The following is a 19,836-nucleotide window of genomic DNA, read 5'->3' on the forward strand; positions in this document are numbered from 1 at the left end:
TCGCATTAATTTTCCGAGAGAATTGAAAGGACATTCGTGTACTAACAAAGATTCAGATCATGAACACTAGAAAACAAACACAACTTATCATATAATTGTAAGACTGTAATTTAAAATCAATGTTAATATTACCCTCCTATATGTATTAACATGCGTAATTGAGGTGTTTTCTTTGTTGTTTTATGATCGAATTTCTATAATGGCCCCTCCTGTTCCGTAGCTAAGGAAAGTCTATTCATTTCTGAGATTTTCAAAGTTATAGGAGGGTGTTAAAAATGAAAAAAGTCTCAGTACCATCCCTTTTGTTAATGATAATTCTTGTGGCATTTCCGCAAATTAGTGAAACGATTTACACACCGTCTTTACCTGACATTTCAAAGGCGTTGCACGTAAGTAATAATGAGGTGCAGTTAACACTTAGTGTTTATTTTGCTGGATTTGCTTTAGGTGTATTTTTTATTGGATGGTTATCAGATATAATTGGTCGTCGCCCAGCAATGTTATTTGGAATTGTAGTATATGGCGCTGGAAGTTTCTTATGCTATATTGCCAATTCTATTGAATTTTTATTGTTTAGTCGTTTTATTCAAGCATTTGGAGCAAGTGCTGGTTCAGTTGTGACACAAACGATTCTTCGTGAAAGTGTAGAGGGGCATAAACGTCATGTTATGTTCGCTCAAATTTCGGCAGTCATTGCTTTTACACCAGCGATAGGTCCGCTAATTGGAGGCTTTCTGGATCAAATGTTTGGATTTAAAATGGTATTTTTAAGTTTAGTAGTTATGAGTGTCGGGATTTTTCTGTATACTTTTGTTTCTCTTCCGGAAACAAAAACGGACTCAGTAACGAATAAAATAAATGTCTTTTCAGTGTTAAAAAGATTAATTACAAATCCGAAAGTAGTAACATACGGTCTATTAATTGGAGGAGCGAATGGTGTTTTATTTAGCTACTACGCAGAAGCGCCGTTTATCTTTATTGAATACTTTCAGCTATCACCTAGTATGTACGGATTTCTAGGAATTGTAGTTGCGTCTGCTTCTATTATTGGAGCGAAAGTTTCAAAACGGTTACTGCCTATTTATAAACCGGAGAAAATCATATATATAGGTTGTATTGTAATGACAGTGGGAGCAGTCATTTTATCTGTTATTACGTTTGTTGGATCAAATCCAAACGTAATATATATGATTGGATTTTTAGTAGCGATGTTTATATTGCTATTAGGAATTGGGGTAGCGTTACCGAATTGTCTTAGCTTAGCGTTAGTAAATTTTCAAGATGTCATTGGTACTGCGGGAGCATTGTTTAGCTTAGGGTACTATGTAGTAGTAACGATGACAATTTGGGGAATGAGTCAGCTTCATACAGGTTCGTTAATAGTGATGCCACTTTATTTTCTCATTATTGTAGTCATAATGACAGTGTTCACCAAGTTGTTTATTTTTAATAAGCAGGTTAAAAAAATAGTTTAATTATGTAGTAGAAAAAGAGTCTCATTAAAAAATGAGGCTCTTTTGTATTTGTTAAAATATAACAATAATGTATAGTATGTAAATGCGGGAAGGGAATTTTCTGAAATGAGAATGAAATAATTAAGTCCGAAAGAATGTATCGGGAATACTAGGTTAGGGAATTTTACTAATATATTAAATATCTCGATCGATATGTAAACAGATGGTTCGAAAAACGTGGAAATAAGATTGTTAAATAATAGTAGAAACAGAAATGGAATTTATTTAAATGGTGGACGAATGTATTACAAACAATAAAAATTAAAAGTGAATGTGATGTGAAGTCGTGGAGAATAATTTTTCGTCGGTTATTTATACTGTAATAATATTCATACTAGAATCATATTGAATAGATGTATTTTATTGTTAATTTAGTAAAAATTTAATCAGATTATGTATAATGATTTATTGAAAAAATAATTGAATTTTTCAGATAAATGAATTAATATGAAGGAAGCAATTTTAAGTTTTATAGAAAATAGGAAGATGAGAGGTTTTGAGGATATTATAAGAGGCAAGAAACGATTTTAGGATAGCTTTAAAGCTAGTGTAAAATGACGTTTGCTTCATCATTTTCAAGCCAAACAGGAATTAGGGGAAAGCATCTTGTTTTAAATGTGGCTATGAATCATCTAAGAGGGGGAAATGAAGTGGCAAACAAAGAATTGAAACGAGGTTTAGAAGCACGTCATATTCAAATGATTGCTTTAGGTGGAACAATTGGTGTTGGTTTGTTTATGGGGTCAGCCAGCACGATTAAATGGACAGGTCCGTCAGTAATGCTTGCATATGCAATCGCAGGTGTTTTCATCTTCTTCATTATGCGTGCCATGGGAGAAATGTTGTATATGGAGCCAAGCACAGGTTCATTTGCGACATTTGGTCACAAGTATATTCATCCGTTAGCTGGTTATATGACAGCGTGGAGTAACTGGTTCCAGTGGGTTATCGTTGGGATGTCAGAGATTATCGCAGTTGGAGCGTATATGAAATATTGGTTCCCGGATTTACCAGCTTGGATACCAGGTATTATCGCGATGGTTATTCTTGGTGCGGCTAACTTAATTTCGGTTAAGTCGTTTGGTGAATTTGAATTTTGGTTTGCAATGATTAAAATCGTTACGATTTTATTAATGATTATTGCCGGATTCGGTCTCATTTTCTTCGGAATTGGGAACGGAGGAGAAGCAATCGGTATATCTAATCTTTGGGCAAACGGCGGTTTCTTCACAGGTGGTTTTTCAGGATTCTTCTTTGCGCTATCACTTGTAGTTGGGGCATATCAAGGTGTGGAATTAATCGGGATTACTGCTGGTGAAGCGAAAGATCCGAAGAAGACACTTACTAGAGCAATTCAAAGTACAATTTGGCGTATTCTAATTTTCTATATTGGTGCTATTTTCGTTATTGTAACTGTTTATCCTTGGGATCAATTAAGTTCAATTGGTAGTCCGTTCGTAGCAACTTTTGCGAAGGTTGGTATTACGGCAGCTGCAGGACTTATTAACTTCGTTGTTATTACAGCGGCGATGTCTGGTTGTAACAGTGGTATTTATAGTGCTGGACGTATGCTTTATACACTAGGTGTAAATGGACAAGCACCGAAATACTTTACGAAGATTTCTAATAATGGTGTACCTTTATTCGGTACAGTTGGTGTAATTATCGGTTTAGCGGTTGGTGTTGTTTTAAGTTATATCGCGCCAAAAAACTTATTCGTATATGTATATAGTGCGAGTGTACTTCCTGGTATGGTGCCATGGTTTGTCATTTTAATTAGTCAAATTCGTTTTAGAAAAGAAAAGGGAGCAGAGATGAAAGATCATCCATTCAAAATGCCATTTGCTCCTGTAACAAACTATTTAACAATTGCCTTTTTAATGATGGTATTAATCGGAATGTGGTTTAACGATGATACTCGTATTTCACTAATTGTAGGTATTGTTTTCTTAGCTATCGTAACAATTAGTTTCTATGCTTTCGGAATAGGAAAGCGAGCTCCGTTAGACGTTCAAAATGATCAAGAGATTTCAAGTAAATAAAGATAGTAAAAAAGTCCGATTTCTTATTTAGAAATCGGACTTTTGTTATTAAAATTTCTCTAATACAATCTTCCCAATTGTACGTCCACTTTCAAGCAATGCATGTGCTTTTTTAAGGTTTTCTGCATTGATTGGTGTTAACGTATCGTTTAAAGTTGTTTGAAGAATACCTTCATCTAATAGCTCGCTTACTTTATTTAATAGTTCGTGCTGCGTACTCATATCACCAGTTTCATACATCGCTTTTGTAAACATAAATTCCCAAACGAATGTAGCACTTTTACTTTTTAAAATCCCCATCTCAAGAGGGTGTTCATTTTCTACGATAGAGCAAATTTTCCCTTGTGGTTTAATGATGTCACCCATCGCGTGCCAATGTTGATCAGTATTGTTTAAGCAGAAGATATAATCTACATCTTTTAGCCCAAATTCTAATATTTGATCTTTTAAAGGTTGGTGATGATTAACTATATAATCGGCACCGAATTTTTCAACCCAGTGTATGGTTTCGTTGCGGGATGCGGTTGCGATTACGTTTAGTCCAGCCCATTTAGCTAACTGAATAGCAATCGAGCCAACACCACCAGCTCCGCCGATAATTAAAATGTTTTTAAATGAATTTTCATCTTTCTTATTATAATCAATCCCTAAACGTTCAAACAAACCTTCCCATGCTGTGATGGCTGTTAAAGGAAGTGCTGCAGATTCAGCATCACTTAGCGTTTTTGGTTTCTTACCAACAATTCTTTCATCAACTAGATGGTATTCACTATATGTACCTTGCCTTGTAATGCTTCCAGCGTAAAACACTTCATCGCCTTCTTTAAATAACGTACAACCTTCGCCAGTTTGTAAAACTACACCACTAGCATCCCAGCCAAGTATTTTCGCTACATCTTCTTTTTTATCTTTCGGAGATCGAACTTTTGTATCAACTGGATTAACGGAAATTGCGTTAATTTTAACAAGTATATCCCTTCCTGTGGCAACAGGTCTTTCAACTTCAATATCAATTAAACTGTTTTCTTCTTCAATAGGTAAGTATTCATGTAAACCAATTGCTTTCATTTTTATTCCCTCCATTAAAGTAAGAGTCTTTTCTCTTTTATTATAGGGGGGAAAGATTGGTATGTAAAAAAGTATACTTTAATTATTTTTGTGAACTTGGGGATTATTTTAAATATTAAGTATATATGGTATATTTTTGATAGAAAACATTGCGAGGTGAATAGCTAATGACAATGCAGTTAAGAAGAAATGACTATTTTATAGTAACGGCAATTATTATCATGTACCTTTTCATCGGTCACTTATTGAATATTGATATTTTAAAACTTATGACTATTCATAAAGATGGTTTCAGCGTTAGTTTCTTAGGGATTGCTATATGTTACATCTCGATAGTTTTAGCACGTTTTACTATTCGGAAATTGAAAAAATAGGAAGTAAAGATGGAATGACAGTCTAGAAGGAGTTTGTTTCTAAAAAGCAGAACTTTTTACTGTGTTACTTTATCTCAAACTAAATGTAAAGGTGGATACATAATGACAGTAAAAAAGCTTTATTTCGTCCCAGCTGGTCGTTGTATGTTAGATCATTCTTCTGTTAATAGTACGCTCACACCGGGGAATTTATTAAACTTACCAGTATGGTGTTATTTATTGGAGACAGAAGAAGGGCCAATTATAGTAGATACAGGTATGCCAGAAAGTGCGGTTAATAATGAAAATTTATTTGACGGTACATTTGTTGAAGGGCAGATTTTACCGAAAATGACTGAAGAAGATAGAATCGTAAATATTTTAAAGCGTGCAGGGTATGAGCCAGAAGACCTTCTGTATATTATTAGTTCTCACTTACATTTTGATCATGCAGGAGGAAATGGTGCTTTTACAAATACACCGATTATTGTGCAGCGTGCTGAATATGAGGCGGCACAACATAGTGAAGAATATATGAAAGAATGTATATTGCCGTATTTAAACTACAAAATCATTGAAGGGGATTATGAAGTCGTACCAGGAGTTCAATTATTGTATACACCAGGACATACTCCGGGGCATCAGTCACTATTAATTGAGACAGAAAAATCCGGTCCTGTGTTATTAACAATTGATGCATCTTATACGAAAGAAAATTTTGAAGATGAAGTGCCGTTCGCTGGATTTGATTCGGAATTAGCTTTATCTTCAATTAAACGTTTAAAAGAAATTGTGATGAAAGAGAACCCGATTGTTTTCTTTGGACATGATATAGAACAGGAAAAGAGCTGTAAAGTGTTCCCTGAATATATATAAATAGAAAAAGTCATGGGCCTATTAGCTCATGACTTTTTCCATTAAATAACCTTTTTAAATAAGTTATATACTTTTTTCGAATTACCTTCATTTAATTGATAATAAGTAAGATCTACGTCATCAGGAGTGTTTTGATGGGCAATCATAATTTCACTACTGTTGTTATCTACTATCCAAATTAAATATTGTTTATAAGTCCCATCTTGGAAAGTAATCCACATGTTACAATCTACTAAATCAGAACCTTCTTCATCTAGCGTTAAATCGCCTTTTTTTGCTGTCTCCATACTGTTAATGAATGTTTTTAATTCATCTGTTTTTGTAAGGAAGATAGATTTTTTTGTCTTAAGCGACTCTACATGTATATCTTTTATTTCCTGTTTTCCTAAAAAAACAGGAGGTGCATTTGGGTCTCTTTGAGTTGAAATAATAGTAGCTTTCTTCTTTGGTTTACTTGCTGTATAGAAATCTTGAATAGATTTTCCAGAGTTTAAAAACCATACGATTCCAAAAATAATGAATGCGCTACCTAGCAGTAAAATGATTTTTTTAATAGAATATTCTCCTCTCTATTATTTCGTGTGAAGAGCTTTTCTATTAATATATGATAGGTAAGTGTAAAGTATTATAGCTGAACGTGGTTATTTTGCACAGTTTTAAAAGGGCGATCAATGAGTAAATTGTAAGTAAGCCCAATTAATACGAAAATCCCACCGACAATTTTGCCAATTGAGAGTTCGTTTGACAGGAAGAAATCAATGACAGTCCCGGTAAACAATTGTCCGATAAAGATGAGTAACGTTAAATAAAATGCTGGTATTTTAGGAGTAATATAGTTTGATAATGAGATGACGATAACGCCTACTAACCCGCCTAAGTATACAGCGACAGGAATGGACTGCAACGTATGACTAGAAATATACAATGAATCTGAACTGAAAATTAAAAATAACATAGAGAAAAATAATCCAGTAATATAATTGAAAAATGTACCTTCCCAATTTCCAATTTCCTTTGCTAAATTCGCGTTAATAATTCTAGCAATAACGATAGAAACACCAGCTAAAATAGCGATACAAATATATAACATTTTCTTACCCCCATTAATAAATTGTCATGATTATAATTCCAGAAGAGATGAATAATAATCCAATTAGTTTTTTCTGTTCAAACTTTGAAACCTTCATTCCTAATAAACCGAAATGGTCAATAACAATTGAAGCAATGGATTGACCGAGTAAGCTTAATGCGATCGTAATAGAGGCACCAAGGACAGAGAAACTTATATTATTAAAAAGAACAGTGAATACTCCGATCGCTCCAGCGCTATATAAAAAAAGTGGAATACTTTTATCGAAACGAATTTTATTTTTGTTTATGATTAAAACGAAAATAACTGCAATTAAACCGACAAGGTGAATGACAACGCTTGCTGTATACTTGCCAATTAACTCAGATAAAATCCCGTTCAATGGAAGCATAACGGCAATGAGCACACCAATAAAGACAGAAAGAAAGTTATACAATGTAATAGCCCCTTTATATTTCATATTTGTAATGACTGTATCATGCTGAAATTGTGTATTACTATGACATATGTCATAGTGGAAGAAGAAAATTTAAATTACAATGGGGATAGTTGTAAAGGCGGGGGAACTATGAAGAAAGTATGTAATTCTATTAAATTAGCAGAGTATATGAAACAAAATAATATTGACTCATTTTTTAGTAATGATATGAAGCCATATATGGAACTTTTATTTTTTAAAAAGAATGAGTTTATTTGTAGAGAAAATGAAGAGATAGATTATTTATATTTTTTTGTTGAAGGAAAAGCGAAAGCGTTTAACACATTAAGTAACGGGAAATCGGTATTATTATGTTTTTATGATAGTTTGCAGTTACTAGGAGATGTGGAGTTAATTCATTCTCAAAAGACTGCTTCAAACGTACAAGTAATGGCTGATTCGTATTGTATTGGTTTACCTTTAGGGAAAGTGAGAAACCAATTATTTCATGATGCGAAATTTTTACGATGTATTTGCGGATCGTTAGCGCATAAATTAAATCGTCTTTCAAAAAATAGTACAATTAATTTACTATATCCACTTGAAAATAGACTTGCGAGTTACATGTTAGCAGCAGGGGAACGAGCGGTTCAGCACGGAAATCGAATTGTGTTTAGTGGGAATTTAACAGAGACAGCTGAATTGTTAGGAACGAGTTATCGGCATCTATTACGCACATTAAATGTTTTTTGTGATAAAGAGATTATAAAGAAAAATAATGGATGCTTTGAAGTGATGAATGTGGATGTTTTGAGGGAATTGGCGGCGGATGTATATAAATAGGAGGGAATTATAAATGATCACACCTATATTTAGAGTTTTTGATGTTGAAAAGGCTCATTTGTTTTACATTAACTTTTTAGGGTTTAAGCTGGATTGGGAACATCGGTATGAGGACAATATGCCATTGTATATGCAAATTTCGTTACATAATGCTGTAATACATTTATCTGAACATCATGGGGATGCTTCACCAGGTGGTGCGATTCGGGTCAAAATAGATGATGTAAAGGGTTATCATTCTGTATTATTAAGTAAAGAGTATGCCTATTCAAAACCTAGTATAGAGAAAACACCATGGGATACAATCGAATTAACAGTAATAGATCCATTTTCAAATAGAATTACATTATATGAGGAAAAAGCGTAGAAATTGAAGTGTTTAATAAAAAAGTTTTCATAGATTGAATAGTGTAGTTAAGGATTAAATGATTGGAAAGAAGAGTAGTTCGTAAAGTAGTGAACTGCTCTTTTTAATTCTGTTAAACAGTTTGAATTATTGAGAAATAAATCATATATTTAAGGAGGAGGACAAAAGATGCTAGATGCAATTATCGTTGGAGCTGGTCAAGCTGGATTAACAATGGGATACTACTTGAAGCAGGCTGGGTATAGTTTCTTACTACTTGAGGCAGGAAAGCGAATTGGTGATTCATGGAGAAACCGATATGATTCTTTGCAGCTCTTCACACCAAGGGAATTTAGTAGTTTACCAGGTATGATATTAAAAGGAGAAGGGAATGGATTTCCATATAAAGATGAAATTGCAACATATTTAGAAGAATATACAAGGTTTTTTCAATTACCAGTACAAGTGCAAACTGAAGTTTTAAAGATAAGAAAAAAGAAAGAAATATATGAAATACACACTCCTAAAGAAATTTTACAATCGAAAAAAGTTATTATTGCAACAGGTGGTTTTCAGCAACCATACATTCCCTCATTTTCAAAACATCTTTCCTCACATATTTTTCAAATACATTCATCACAATATAAATCACCATCGCAAGTTCCAAAGGGAACAGTACTAGTAGTAGGCGGCGGGAATTCAGGAATGCAAATAGCAGTAGAGCTTGCAAAAACTCATGAAGTTACGATGTCTATCAGTCATTCTTTAACGTTTTTACCGTTACATCTATTTAGAAAAAGCATTTTTAATTGGCTAGAAAAAATAGGTTTATTGTATGCCGAGACAAATACAAAGAGAGGAAAGTGGTTTCAGAAGCGAAAGGATCCTATTTTTGGTTTTGAAGGTAAGGAACTCATTCATAATGGAGCAATAAAACTACAGGAAAAAGTGGTAAGTGCATCAGAAAATAACATTATGTTTCAGAATGGTAATACATATAGTGCAGAAAGTGTTATATGGTCAACGGGTTTTGTCCAAGGTTATAAATGGATTGAAATAGAAAAGGCAGTAAATGAGAATGGATTTCCTAATCATATAAAGGGGATTAGTCCGGTAAGAGGATTGTATTATATCGGATTGCCGTGGCAATCTCAAAGGGGTTCTGCGCTTATTTGTGGCGTAGGAAGAGACGCAGCTTATTTGCTTTCTGAAATCAAAAAAATAGATCAGTAGCAACAGCTACTGATCATCCATATGTACATGAATTAGGAGAGGTCAAACACTTATTAGCTTTATTATAATAGATTTTCATAGAATAAAAAACTGAAAATTCGTATTTTTATGTTGAGAAAGTTTTTTGTATCGAAATATATAAAAGAATGGGGATTTTTATTAACAGGAAATATGATATTTATATTTTCATAAATTATGATATAGTTTATAAAGAATAGATTTCCTAAAACTGTTATTTTTTACATAACGATCGCGTTTTGGATTAAGGAAGGAGGAAGTGGTTGTGAAGTTTGATGATCAACGCCTATTAGGAGTAAGATTAGGGTCGGTGCTCGTAACAGAAGAAAATCAATATTTAGTAATTAAGAAGAAAGATCATTATGCACTATTAAACATACATAATTTAGAATGCACACATGTTGAAGTGCAGTTAGAACATATTGAAGAACTGCTGCATGAAGATTTCCAAGAAAGTATAACGGAAATTATCGCACCAGAACATATAAAAATTGTTGCGAAAAATGTTATATAAAGAAAGAGGCTGGGAGAATCAGCTTCTTTCTTTATATCTGTTTCGTTCATTATATGGATAACATTTTTAAAACCTCACCAATAATCCCTTCTTTTTGATGAACACCTAAATCCGAGTTCGTCATAATAACAGCGCCATTACTTCGGTATGGATTACATACCATCATACATTGAAATCCAACACCCCATCCAAGTGAGTGAATTTGTAAGTCTTCATTAGAATACTCTAGAAAAATACCTAACCCAGTCCATTTTGAGCAGCCTTGAGGAGAAATCATATCTTGTACTGTTTTTTGAGAAAGTTCTAGTTTGCCATTTCCCTGTAAGGAATGAATGATTTCAATAATTAAAGTTGATAAGTCAGTTGGTGTTGTCCAAATGCCTGAAGCAGCTGCGAATGGATAAAATGGATATTTCTCATTTGTTACAGTTCCATCTTTATTATGTCCGCAAGCAAAAGCGTCGGTTTTATCTATGCACTTGGGAGGGAATAGTATACTATTTTTCATTTGTAATGGCTGAAAAATAAATTCTTCTAGTAAAAGGTTGAACGATTTTTCAGTAATATCTTCAAGTAGTTGTTCGATAATGCAAAAGTTTGCGTCAGAGTAGTGAAATTCACTTTCTGGTTCATAATTCATTTCTATAGGTACTGGGCAATATAATGTTTTACCAGCAAGGAGTTCAGAAATTTTAGGTATGCCTTTCTCTAGCTTATAATGTTCAAAACTATTAGGAGGATCAATGATTCCAGATTGATGACTTAATAAGTTTCGCAACGTGATTTTTTTCTGTGAAGTAAATAGATTGGTAGGGATGTTCCAAGATGTGAGTCTATCATTTACGTCTTCGTCTAAATGTACGATTTCTTGGTCTGATAATGTTAGTACGAGCATTGAGGTGATGAATTTGCTAATAGAACAAGAATTGAATATGGAATTCGTATTGACAGTTCTAGTTGTTCCAGATTCAAGTGTTCCGAAGGCAGTAGTTTCATCAAGTCTACCGTCACGTATAACGGCAAGGCTTAATCCTGCAACGGAATATTGGTTCATTTTCTCATATATATTGTTACTTTTTAAGTTCATAGTGACTTCCTTTCCTTCGAAAAAACAGAATATTAATTTTATTATACAGTAGCAAATAGAGAGAAGGAGAGAAAAAGAAAACACTTCATCGATTATCGATGAAGTGTTTTCTTATTTTAAGTTAATTCGAAGTAAATGCTTTAAAAAATTTATCTCGGTACATGTACATAAGCCATGAGGTTGTTATTAAGGAAATAATGATTTCTTTATTTTTAATTTGTGCATTGAAAACAAGCCAACCAACTATATCAAATGATAAATGTAGCACGATTGAAAGAACTATAAATTGCAATAACGTATTCAAAAATCTTTTCATAAAGTGTCCCCCTAAAATAATAGGTTTTATCAATAATGTTGTATATTACTATTATACATTAAATGTTTTTAATGGTAAAATTTACATAAGTCACTTAAATAAAACAATGCTAGTGAGGAGGAACAGTCTTGGAATTTTGGATTGTCATACCGATAGCGGCCTTTGGATTTATGTATCTCGCTGAAAAATTAAATAAAATCGAAAAGAAAACGGATGCGCGTTTAAAGAGGATGGAAGATAGATTACAATTAATTTCGAAAGAAATGGGAATTGTAGATAGAGAACCTGAAATTAATAAAGAATTACGCCAGCTTGTGGAAGAAGGAAAAACAGTTACAGCAATTAAGAGAGTAAGAGAGGCTTTTGGATTTTCATTGTTAGAAGCGAAGCAATATGTTGATAAGTTATAAAAAAGATCATCCAATTGGATGGTCTTTTTTTACTGAACCATACGTGTATTTACATAAGCAGCGATTATAACGTGGCCAATAATAATGATGGGAAATATAATTTTAACATTAGGAGTAATGAAGACACTACCAATTGTGGCAATAACACCAGCAGTTAAATTATAAAGACCAACTATTTTTGATAACTTCACTTTATCTGACACACGGCGTTCATTGAATCCTGATAAGAGCCAAGTGTACTGTTTTACCCCGATGAAATAAGCTAGTGCAAATGAAATGATTGCTAGTATGAATAATGATGGGGAAGCGAAGAGAGTCATTGAAAACACCTCCGTTAATGGGCTATAAATAAATTATAGTATGAATGTTATAATTTAACAAAATACAATTTTGATTTTAATTGTAATAGAAAAACGGAGTATTTGTGATGAAGGGAGATTAAGTATGAATATTGTGGAATTCCAGAGATATGTATCAAATTTCAGTAAAGAAAAAGGATTTCAAGATACAACAATTGAAGAGCGTACGATGTATGCGATGGCGGAATTAGGTGAATTAGCGGAAGTTATATTAAAGCGTGATAAAATACAGGATTCGAAAAGAGAGATTGGTTTAGAAATGTTTGATGTAATTTGGAATGTATGTGATTTAGCAAACAAGTTAGAAATTGATTTAGAGAAGGCGTTTGAAGAAAAAATGATGATTAATAAAAAACGTGAATGGTAAAAGGAAAGTTAAGTTAAAAAGCGCACAAAATTTTGTGCGCTTTTTATTAATGGTATGAAAAATATGTAAGAAAAGATGGAACAAACTGTTAAGGCGAATTGTCTAATATAGGTAATAACTATTTAGTTTGAAAGAAAGGATTGATAAAAATGAAAAAGAATACATTATTAAAAGTAGGATTATGTGTTAGTTTACTAGGAGTAATTCAATTTGTTAGTACAATTTCTTCTGTACAAGCAGAACAAAAGATAGAGCAAAAAGTAATTAAGAATGAGACAGGAACGATTTCACTTTCTCAGTTAAACAAAAATGTATGGGTTCATACGGAGTTAGGTTATTTTAACGGAGAAGCAGTTCCTTCGAGTGGTCTAGTTCTTACTACTTCTAAAGGGTTAGTACTTGTCGATTCTTCTTGGGATGATAAGTTAACGAAGGAACTAATAGAGATGGTAGAAAAGAAATTTCAGAAGCGCGTAACGGATGTCATTATTACACATGCGCACGCTGATCGAATTGGCGGAATTAAAACGTTGAAAGAAAGAGGCATTAAAGCGCATAGTACAGCATTAACTGCGGAACTAGCAAAGAAAAATGGATATGAGGAGCCGCTTGGAGACTTACAAACGATTACGAATATGAAGTTTGGAAATATGAAAGTAGAAACGTTCTATCCAGGTAAAGGACATACAGAAGATAATATTGTCGTATGGTTACCGCAATACAAAATTTTAGCTGGAGGCTGTTTAGTGAAATCTACGGAAGCAAAAGGTTTAGGGAATGTTGCTGATGCGTACGTAAATGAATGGTCCATATCAATTGAGAATGTGTTGAACCGATATGGCAATATGAACTTAGTAGTGCCTGGTCATGGAGAAGTAGGGGACAGAGAATTACTTTTACATACATTGGATTTGTTGAAATAAGAAACTGTGGGAAGAAAAAAGAGAGGAGAAACAATTTTCTCCTCTCTTTTTTCTAACTATATTTAAATGCGAAGCTATCGATTACGCCTGAATACGTTACTGAGATTTTAATTCCAAGTATACAAATACCAGTACCGTCATAATTGCTATAATAACGTAAGTAACATCAAGCATTATAAGTGTCTTTAAAGTTTCAGTCATCCTAATTCACCCCTGTTATAAAAATATAACATGATCTCTTATCAATTAAATAAGAGATCATAAAGATAAAAATGCATATGAAATTTCTTAAATAGTTTCTATATTAATATATCATAAATTAATGTAAACAATGTTAAAGTAGTGTAAATGTATTGTAAATAAAGAGATTTCCATAAGATCTTTAATCAAAAAATTGCTAGTTCTACAAAATGAAAAAACGCTCTTCTTTCTGTTGAATGATAGAAAAAATAGCGTTTTTGTATGCCTATTAGTTGCTAATAGTTCTCTAAATCAATTATTTAGCTATTTGAAAGCATCAACAAAGGTGGCCATTTTTTAGCGTCAATAAAATATTATGTCGACAATATGAACTGTCACAAATTTTCATATATTATTGTGATTGACATCACATCCCTTTTTCTCAATGGGTATTATGCTTAGTTTGTAAGGAATAATTGGGAGAGGGTGGGATGATAATGTTTTGTTATCAATGTGAACAAACACCAACAGGCGGATGTAAAGTGATGGGTGTTTGCGGTAAAAATGAAACAATTGCAAGTTTACAAGATACGATTGTGTTTGGGTTAAAAGGAATTGCGGCTTATCGTACGCATGCTGCTCAGCTAGGGTATACTGATGCATTTGTAGATGCTACAACGCAAGAAGCGTTATATATGACATTAACAAATTCTAACTTTAATGAACAAGAACATATTGATATGGCTATGAAAGTAGGGAAATCAGCTTTACGAGTAATGGAGTTGTTGGATGAGGCACATACGAATCATTTTGGTGTTCCAGAGCCTGTTCAAATTACACAAAATCATGTAGAAGGTAAGGCAATTGTAGTTACTGGTCATAATTTATTTGCATTAGAGGAATTATTAAAACAAACTGAAGGAAAAGAAATTAATATTTATACGCATTCTGAAATGCTACCAGCACACGGATATCCGCAGCTGAAAAAATATAAACATTTAAAAGGAAACATTGGTAAGGCGTGGTATGATCAAAGACGCCTTTTCGAAAAATTTACAGGTGCCATTTTAGCTACGACGAACTGTGTTATGCCAATTAAAGGATCATACTCTGATCGCTTCTTTTCATATGATATTGCAGGTCTAGAAGGTGTACGGAAAATTGAAAATGATGATTTTGCACCATTGATTCAAAAAGCGCTAGAACTTCCAGAAGTACATATGGAGTCGGATGAACAGTTAGTAACAGGGTTTCATCATAATACAGTATTATCATTAGCCCCAGAAATTATTGAGGCAGTAAAGGAAGGGAAAATAAAGCGTTTCTTTGTCATTGCAGGTTGTGATGCCCCAGGAAAAGGCGGGGAATATTATCGTGAATTAGCAACGTCACTTCCGCCAGAAACGGTTATTTTAACAACTTCTTGTGGGAAATTCCGCTTTAATGATGTAAGTTATGGTGTTGTTCCCGGTACGGAGATCCCGCGCTACATTGACTTAGGACAATGTAATAATTCAATTTCTACAGTGAAAATAGCCGCCGCTTTAGCAGATGCTTTTCAATGTGAAGTGAATGAATTGCCAGTGAGTATTGTCCTATCTTGGTTTGAACAAAAAGCGGTTGCCATTTTACTTGGGCTATTTAGTCTTGGTATTCAAGATATCCGCATTGGTCCAAAGGCACCTGAATTTATTTCGCCTGGTGTGCTTGATGTATTACAAGAGACATTCGGTTTAAAACTAATTACAACCGCAGCAGAAGACATAAATATGATGTTATCGTAACAAAAAGGATGTCCTATATGTAGAGTTGACTTTATAAAGAATTTGTATGTATTCGCAAGCTCATGTATTAGATGCACAGGTGCATTAGTAGAAGAACAAAAAAATGATCCGTCTTTTTAATAAGGAGAGCTAGCCACATTCATTAACTTCGGAATATTATAACGCCCCAAAACAAAAATGTGGAATTTTTGTTTTGGGATATTTCCTTTTCTTAGCTGGATAGGTATGTGGTGAGATTTCTTAAGAAGAAAATAGGCAGTATCCAATAGATAATAGCGGATTTAAGAAAAAATTTAAAAATCGAATTGACATTCTATCTACACAGTCATACAATGTAGTGGTAATGAGTAATACTTAATAGTATAGTTTTTAAAAATATATTCAGTATCCAATAGGCAAAAGCGGATTTAAGAAAAAATTTAAAAATCGAGTTGACATTCCATCTACTTAGTCATACAATGTACTTGTAATAAGTAATACTGAATAGTTTGGTTTTTCAAAAGCTATTCAGTAAAAATTAGCCTTAGTACTCTGTGATACTGAATATAAGTCAGACAGAATAGGGGGTAAAGGAGGATCAGAACATGGAAAATTTAACTGAAATGCTGAAGGGTTCGCTGGAAGGTTGTGTGCTGGAAATCATTAGCCGCCGTGAAACCTATGGCTATGAGATTACCCGCCACCTGAATGATCTTGGGTTTACTGAAGTCGTGGAAGGAACGGTCTATACCATCCTTGTGCGATTAGAGAAGAAAAAACTTGTGAATATTGAAAAGAAACCGTCAGACATGGGGCCGCCTCGCAAGTTTTATTCACTAAATGAGGATGGCCGTCAGGAGCTTGAATTGTTTTGGAGAAAATGGGATTTTGTATCATCAAAAATTAACGTCTTGAAGTCAAACTAGCCTCATAAGATAAACTGTTCGGCCGATATTTTGGGAGTTTCTTGTTCTGCTTTATAAAAAAGGAGGAAAAATAATATGATGGAAATGTTCAAAAAATTAATTGGTGATAAAAGAGAGTACAAAATGATGATGGCACGAGTTGGGGCTCTGCCAGAGGACTACCAGTTTGTGTTTAAGAAAATCCAAAACTACATGTGGAATTTCTCGGCGGGCAATGGGATGGATATGCTACACATACAGTATGAATTAATCGATTTGTTTGAAGCCGGTGCGGCGGAAGGCAGACAAGTGCTTGAAATCACTGGGGAGGACGTGGCATCCTTTGCTGACGAACTAGTGGCAAACGCTAAAACTTATGTTTCCAAGTATCGTGAAGATTTGAATGAAAGTATCATGAAGCAATTGAGAAAAAAATAAGTGCAACAGGTAATACCGACTGATTAGCTGGTTACAAATGTGAATTGCCGCCATCGCTATTCAGTTATATTTTTAAATCAGTACTAAGTAATACAGATTATCAGTAATACTAAATAGAGGAGTGTAGGCAGTCTAGCTTTACAAAACATCTTTAAGGAGGAAAAAAGTATGACCAATACAGCGATTTCTGTAAAAGGATTAAAAAAATCCTTTAAAGATAAGGAAGTGTTAAAAGGGGTAGATTTTGAAGTGCAGCGTGGCGAAATTTTCGCACTGCTGGGCTCAAATGGAGCAGGCAAGACGACGACGGTCAATATCCTCTCGACGCTGATGAAGCAAGATGGTGGTGAAGTAGGTATTTGCGGTTTTGACGTTCAGCGTCAATCGGATCATGTTCGTCAAAGTATCAGTTTGACAGGGCAGTTCGCAGCTTTAGACGGTATGCTCACGGGAAGAGAAAACTTGATAATGATTGCCAAGTTGCGTGGAGTTTCTAGTCCCGCTCAAGTCGCTGACAATTTGCTTGCAAGATTCAGCCTGACTGATGCAGCCAACCAGAGGGCAGACCAGTATTCGGGAGGGATGAAGCGCCGGCTTGATATCGCCATGAGCTTGCTCGGGACGCCAGCAGTCATTTTTCTCGACGAACCGACGACAGGGCTTGACCCTGAAGCACGGATTGAAGTATGGGATACTATCAAGGAACTTGCTGGCGGTGGCACGACTATCTTGCTCACGACTCAGTACTTGGAGGAAGCAGAACAATTGGCGGACCGTATCGCTATCTTGCATGGCGGAAAAATTATTACGACTGGTACTCTTACTGAACTTAAAGAAATGTTCCCACCAGCAAAAGTGGAGTATATCGAGAAACAGCCGACATTGGAAGAAATTTTCCTTGCGATCATCGGCAAAAAGGAGGAGATGTAAATGAAGAGCAAAACAGGGGTATTATTAGGGCGTTTAATGCGTAACATCATGCGCAGTCCAGATACGATTATTACGGTAGCAATTACACCGATTATGATGATGCTGTTGTTTGTCTACGTATTTGGCGGCGCCATAAAGACAGGAACGGACAACTACGTCAATTATTTATTGCCGGGGATCTTGTTGATGGCTATCGCATCCGGTGTCGCTTACACATCCGTGCGGTTGTTTACGGATGTAAAGAGTGGGCTAATGGCACGGTTCATTACTATGCCTATCAAGCGTTCGTCGGTATTATGGGCTCACGTATTAACCTCACTTGTTGCTAATGTGCTTACTATCGTGGTGGTTATCCTTGTTGCGCTCTTAATGGGCTTCCGTTCCAGCGCTAATATTCTGGATTGGCTTGCGGTAGCTGGAATACTCGGGATGTTTACACTGGCGCTGACATGGCTCGCTATCATTCCCGGGTTGACAGCGAAGTCTATGGAAGGGGCGACAGCCTACTCGTACCCGCTAATTTTTCTGCCCTTTATTAGTTCGGCCTTTGTTCCTACCGAAACTATGCCAAAAATTGTTCGTGCGTTCGCTGAGAACCAGCCTGTGACTTCAATTGTGAATGCGATTCGTGCCCTCTTATATGAAGGGACTGTTGGTAACGATATTTGGATTGCACTTGCTTGGTGCGTTGGCATTATGGTTATCGCTTACTTCTTCGCCGGTAAAGCATTTAAACGTCAGTTAGGGTAACACCACCAGTTCGGTGCACTATGGCAACTAAATCTTCTGGAATAACATATATGGGAAAATGGATTTAAATCACATTAATCATAGTTATTGCTATAATTGTTAGTATTCTTACTGGTTACGCAGTTGGTACGTAAGTAGGTTCAGACGTTGAGAAAAATCAGCCTGAGAGAGTTAAAGGGGAAGAGATAATATTTTGACCTCAATTCTAATTACCATATAATAAATGCAATTTTTATACATGAAAAGCCCACCTATTTTCGTAGGTGGGCCATATCTTTATTACACAATACGAAAGTAGACTCTCTTTTTCTAAATATGAAATTATGCATATTTAGAAAAAACTACACTTAATAAATATTACATATAGTAAATGGAAACTTATGGTGTTATTCTTTTAAAAGGTGTAACATGTCAAACGTTATAGAAGGTGCGCTGGTACTAAGTTAGAGAAGTTCTTTTTTTCTGAAAAATGAATATTAATTCGATATTAGTTATAATTATTCGATTAGATGATTTTATGTTTTCTTAATTTATTCCTTTATATCTACAGTGATTATTTATTATAACAGTTTTTACGTCTAAAATAAGATGTTTCAGCAAAGGGGAATATAACTATCTTTATAATGAGTTCCCAATATAATTAACGTGTTAACAAAAATGATATCTGTATTATTTTCCCCTTTTTGCTAACTAATACAGCTTCAAACAATGGACACAATTGCTACATAGCAATTGTAATTTATTATCTATTCATAATTCTGTTTATTCTGTCTTTCTAAAAATAAAAAAATATTAGACTCGTAAATATAAACGTTATAATGAGGGCGTCGAGAGGTAACCGATTACCTACGGAGAAAATATCAAACATTTTTAAATTGGACAGACTGAAACGATTAATTGCAGAAAGGTGTGTGACCAGAAGGGGAATTTCTTCAAAATAGTTTAGTAGTAGCGGACATCGTATTAGCTGGTGTAAACAATATCATCAATGCTGACGAAGTATAGGGTTGGAGGATAAATGCCTCGCACATTAAGAGAGACAGCTTTAGGTGGAATCGTTTACAATATGGTGCATCAAGTAAGCGGTTCATTT

At 34.4% G+C, this 19,836-nt stretch carries 23 protein-coding genes and 1 pseudogene; 17 read left to right on the plus strand and 7 right to left on the minus strand.

Annotated features, from left to right (window positions below; all coding sequences use genetic code 11):
* Window positions 1-275 precede the first annotated feature (275 nt).
* Together QCI75_RS10435 and QCI75_RS10440 are read left to right on the plus strand one after the other, a co-directional pair.
* Window positions 276-1,475, plus strand: a complete 1,200-nt coding sequence (locus tag QCI75_RS10435; protein ID WP_353760408.1) for a multidrug effflux MFS transporter — start codon at window positions 276-278, stop codon at window positions 1,473-1,475.
* Window positions 1,476-2,164: 689 nt separating this feature from the next.
* Window positions 2,165-3,556, plus strand: a complete 1,392-nt coding sequence (locus QCI75_RS10440; protein ID WP_353760409.1) for an amino acid permease — start codon at window positions 2,165-2,167, stop codon at window positions 3,554-3,556.
* 48 nt (window positions 3,557-3,604) lie between these two features.
* On the opposite strand, the gene QCI75_RS10445 is transcribed toward QCI75_RS10440, so the two are convergent.
* On the minus strand, window positions 3,605-4,624 hold the full coding sequence (locus tag QCI75_RS10445; RefSeq protein WP_353760410.1) for a zinc-binding alcohol dehydrogenase family protein: 1,020 nt from the start codon (window positions 4,622-4,624) through the stop codon (window positions 3,605-3,607).
* Window positions 4,625-4,791: 167 nt separating this feature from the next.
* Between QCI75_RS10445 and QCI75_RS10450 the strand changes: the two genes are divergently transcribed.
* Together QCI75_RS10450 and aiiA are read left to right on the plus strand one after the other, a co-directional pair.
* Window positions 4,792-4,998, plus strand: a complete 207-nt coding sequence (locus tag QCI75_RS10450; RefSeq protein ID WP_353760411.1) for a hypothetical protein — start codon at window positions 4,792-4,794, stop codon at window positions 4,996-4,998.
* A gap of 102 nt (window positions 4,999-5,100) precedes the next feature.
* Entirely contained in the window at window positions 5,101-5,853 is a 753-nt protein-coding gene (gene aiiA, locus QCI75_RS10455; RefSeq protein WP_144507147.1) for a quorum-quenching N-acyl homoserine lactonase AiiA, read from the plus strand.
* 41 nt (window positions 5,854-5,894) lie between these two features.
* Here aiiA and QCI75_RS10460 read toward each other — a convergent pair whose 3' ends face one another.
* The 3 genes from QCI75_RS10460 to QCI75_RS10470 all read right to left on the minus strand — a co-directional run bounded on the left by QCI75_RS10460 (window position 5,895) and on the right by QCI75_RS10470 (window position 7,403).
* A complete protein-coding gene (locus tag QCI75_RS10460; protein ID WP_144507148.1) occupies window positions 5,895-6,389 on the minus strand; it encodes a hypothetical protein in 495 nt (164 codons plus the stop codon).
* A gap of 89 nt (window positions 6,390-6,478) precedes the next feature.
* Window positions 6,479-6,943: a DMT family transporter gene (locus tag QCI75_RS10465; RefSeq protein WP_353760412.1), complete on the minus strand. Its 465-nt coding sequence runs from the start codon at window positions 6,941-6,943 to the stop codon at window positions 6,479-6,481.
* A 13-nt stretch (window positions 6,944-6,956) separates the two neighbouring features.
* A complete protein-coding gene (locus tag QCI75_RS10470) occupies window positions 6,957-7,403 on the minus strand; it encodes a DMT family transporter (protein WP_144507150.1) in 447 nt (148 codons plus the stop codon).
* Window positions 7,404-7,511: 108 nt separating this feature from the next.
* Between QCI75_RS10470 and yeiL the strand changes: the two genes are divergently transcribed.
* From yeiL to QCI75_RS10490, 4 genes are all read left to right on the plus strand, one after another.
* Complete coding sequence (gene yeiL / locus QCI75_RS10475) at window positions 7,512-8,204, plus strand: transcriptional regulator YeiL (RefSeq protein ID WP_144507151.1); 693 nt, start codon at window positions 7,512-7,514, stop codon at window positions 8,202-8,204.
* Window positions 8,205-8,217: 13 nt separating this feature from the next.
* Window positions 8,218-8,571, plus strand: coding sequence for a glyoxalase superfamily protein (locus tag QCI75_RS10480; RefSeq protein WP_144507152.1), 354 nt, complete (start codon window positions 8,218-8,220; stop codon window positions 8,569-8,571).
* A gap of 168 nt (window positions 8,572-8,739) precedes the next feature.
* Window positions 8,740-9,783, plus strand: coding sequence for a flavin-containing monooxygenase (locus QCI75_RS10485; protein ID WP_353760413.1), 1,044 nt, complete (start codon window positions 8,740-8,742; stop codon window positions 9,781-9,783).
* A 283-nt stretch (window positions 9,784-10,066) separates the two neighbouring features.
* The gene (locus QCI75_RS10490; RefSeq protein WP_025150487.1) at window positions 10,067-10,315 is read left to right on the plus strand and encodes a hypothetical protein; all 249 of its coding nucleotides are present in this window, start codon (window positions 10,067-10,069) and stop codon (window positions 10,313-10,315) included.
* 49 nt (window positions 10,316-10,364) lie between these two features.
* On the opposite strand, the gene QCI75_RS10495 is transcribed toward QCI75_RS10490, so the two are convergent.
* Complete coding sequence (locus QCI75_RS10495; RefSeq protein WP_353760414.1) at window positions 10,365-11,402, minus strand: serine hydrolase domain-containing protein; 1,038 nt, start codon at window positions 11,400-11,402, stop codon at window positions 10,365-10,367.
* Window positions 11,403-11,523: 121 nt separating this feature from the next.
* Window positions 11,524-11,718, minus strand: a complete 195-nt coding sequence (locus QCI75_RS10500) for a hypothetical protein (protein WP_144507155.1) — start codon at window positions 11,716-11,718, stop codon at window positions 11,524-11,526.
* A gap of 128 nt (window positions 11,719-11,846) precedes the next feature.
* Here QCI75_RS10500 and QCI75_RS10505 point away from each other — a divergent pair, with 128 nt between their 5' ends.
* Window positions 11,847-12,128 (plus strand): hypothetical protein, encoded by a 282-nt coding sequence (locus tag QCI75_RS10505; RefSeq protein WP_353760416.1) that lies wholly within the window; start codon window positions 11,847-11,849, stop codon window positions 12,126-12,128.
* A gap of 29 nt (window positions 12,129-12,157) precedes the next feature.
* Here the strand turns inward: QCI75_RS10505 and QCI75_RS10510 are convergent, their stop codons facing one another.
* Window positions 12,158-12,448 carry a DUF3784 domain-containing protein gene (locus QCI75_RS10510; RefSeq protein ID WP_002137548.1) on the minus strand — a complete coding sequence of 97 codons (291 nt, stop codon included), beginning with the start codon at window positions 12,446-12,448 and terminating at the stop codon, window positions 12,158-12,160.
* 124 nt (window positions 12,449-12,572) lie between these two features.
* Here QCI75_RS10510 and QCI75_RS10515 point away from each other — a divergent pair, with 124 nt between their 5' ends.
* From QCI75_RS10515 to QCI75_RS10550, 8 genes and pseudogenes are all read left to right on the plus strand, one after another.
* Window positions 12,573-12,854: a MazG nucleotide pyrophosphohydrolase domain-containing protein gene (locus tag QCI75_RS10515; protein ID WP_002199805.1), complete on the plus strand. Its 282-nt coding sequence runs from the start codon at window positions 12,573-12,575 to the stop codon at window positions 12,852-12,854.
* Between the two features lie 149 nt (window positions 12,855-13,003).
* On the plus strand, window positions 13,004-13,777 hold the full coding sequence (gene bla2, locus QCI75_RS10520; RefSeq protein WP_353760417.1) for a BcII family subclass B1 metallo-beta-lactamase: 774 nt from the start codon (window positions 13,004-13,006) through the stop codon (window positions 13,775-13,777).
* A gap of 677 nt (window positions 13,778-14,454) precedes the next feature.
* Window positions 14,455-15,741, plus strand: a complete 1,287-nt coding sequence (hcp, locus tag QCI75_RS10525) for a hydroxylamine reductase (RefSeq protein ID WP_353760418.1) — start codon at window positions 14,455-14,457, stop codon at window positions 15,739-15,741.
* Between the two features lie 584 nt (window positions 15,742-16,325).
* Window positions 16,326-16,646, plus strand: a complete 321-nt coding sequence (locus tag QCI75_RS10530; RefSeq protein ID WP_002087595.1) for a PadR family transcriptional regulator — start codon at window positions 16,326-16,328, stop codon at window positions 16,644-16,646.
* 75 nt (window positions 16,647-16,721) lie between these two features.
* The gene (locus tag QCI75_RS10535) at window positions 16,722-17,063 is read left to right on the plus strand and encodes a DUF1048 domain-containing protein (protein ID WP_193648986.1); all 342 of its coding nucleotides are present in this window, start codon (window positions 16,722-16,724) and stop codon (window positions 17,061-17,063) included.
* Between the two features lie 168 nt (window positions 17,064-17,231).
* Window positions 17,232-17,993, plus strand: a complete 762-nt coding sequence (locus QCI75_RS10540; RefSeq protein WP_098775697.1) for an ABC transporter ATP-binding protein — start codon at window positions 17,232-17,234, stop codon at window positions 17,991-17,993.
* Window positions 17,994-18,743: an ABC transporter permease gene (locus QCI75_RS10545; protein WP_002014105.1), complete on the plus strand. Its 750-nt coding sequence runs from the start codon at window positions 17,994-17,996 to the stop codon at window positions 18,741-18,743.
* Between the two features lie 878 nt (window positions 18,744-19,621).
* Window positions 19,622-19,758: pseudogene (locus tag QCI75_RS10550) on the plus strand (L-serine ammonia-lyase, iron-sulfur-dependent, subunit alpha); the annotation flags it as partial.
* Window positions 19,759-19,836: the final 78 nt, after the last annotated feature.

Source organism: Bacillus cereus group sp. RP43 (assembly GCF_040459645.1).
In the GTDB taxonomy this organism is placed as follows: Bacteria; Bacillota; Bacilli; order Bacillales; family Bacillaceae_G; genus Bacillus_A; species Bacillus_A mycoides_C.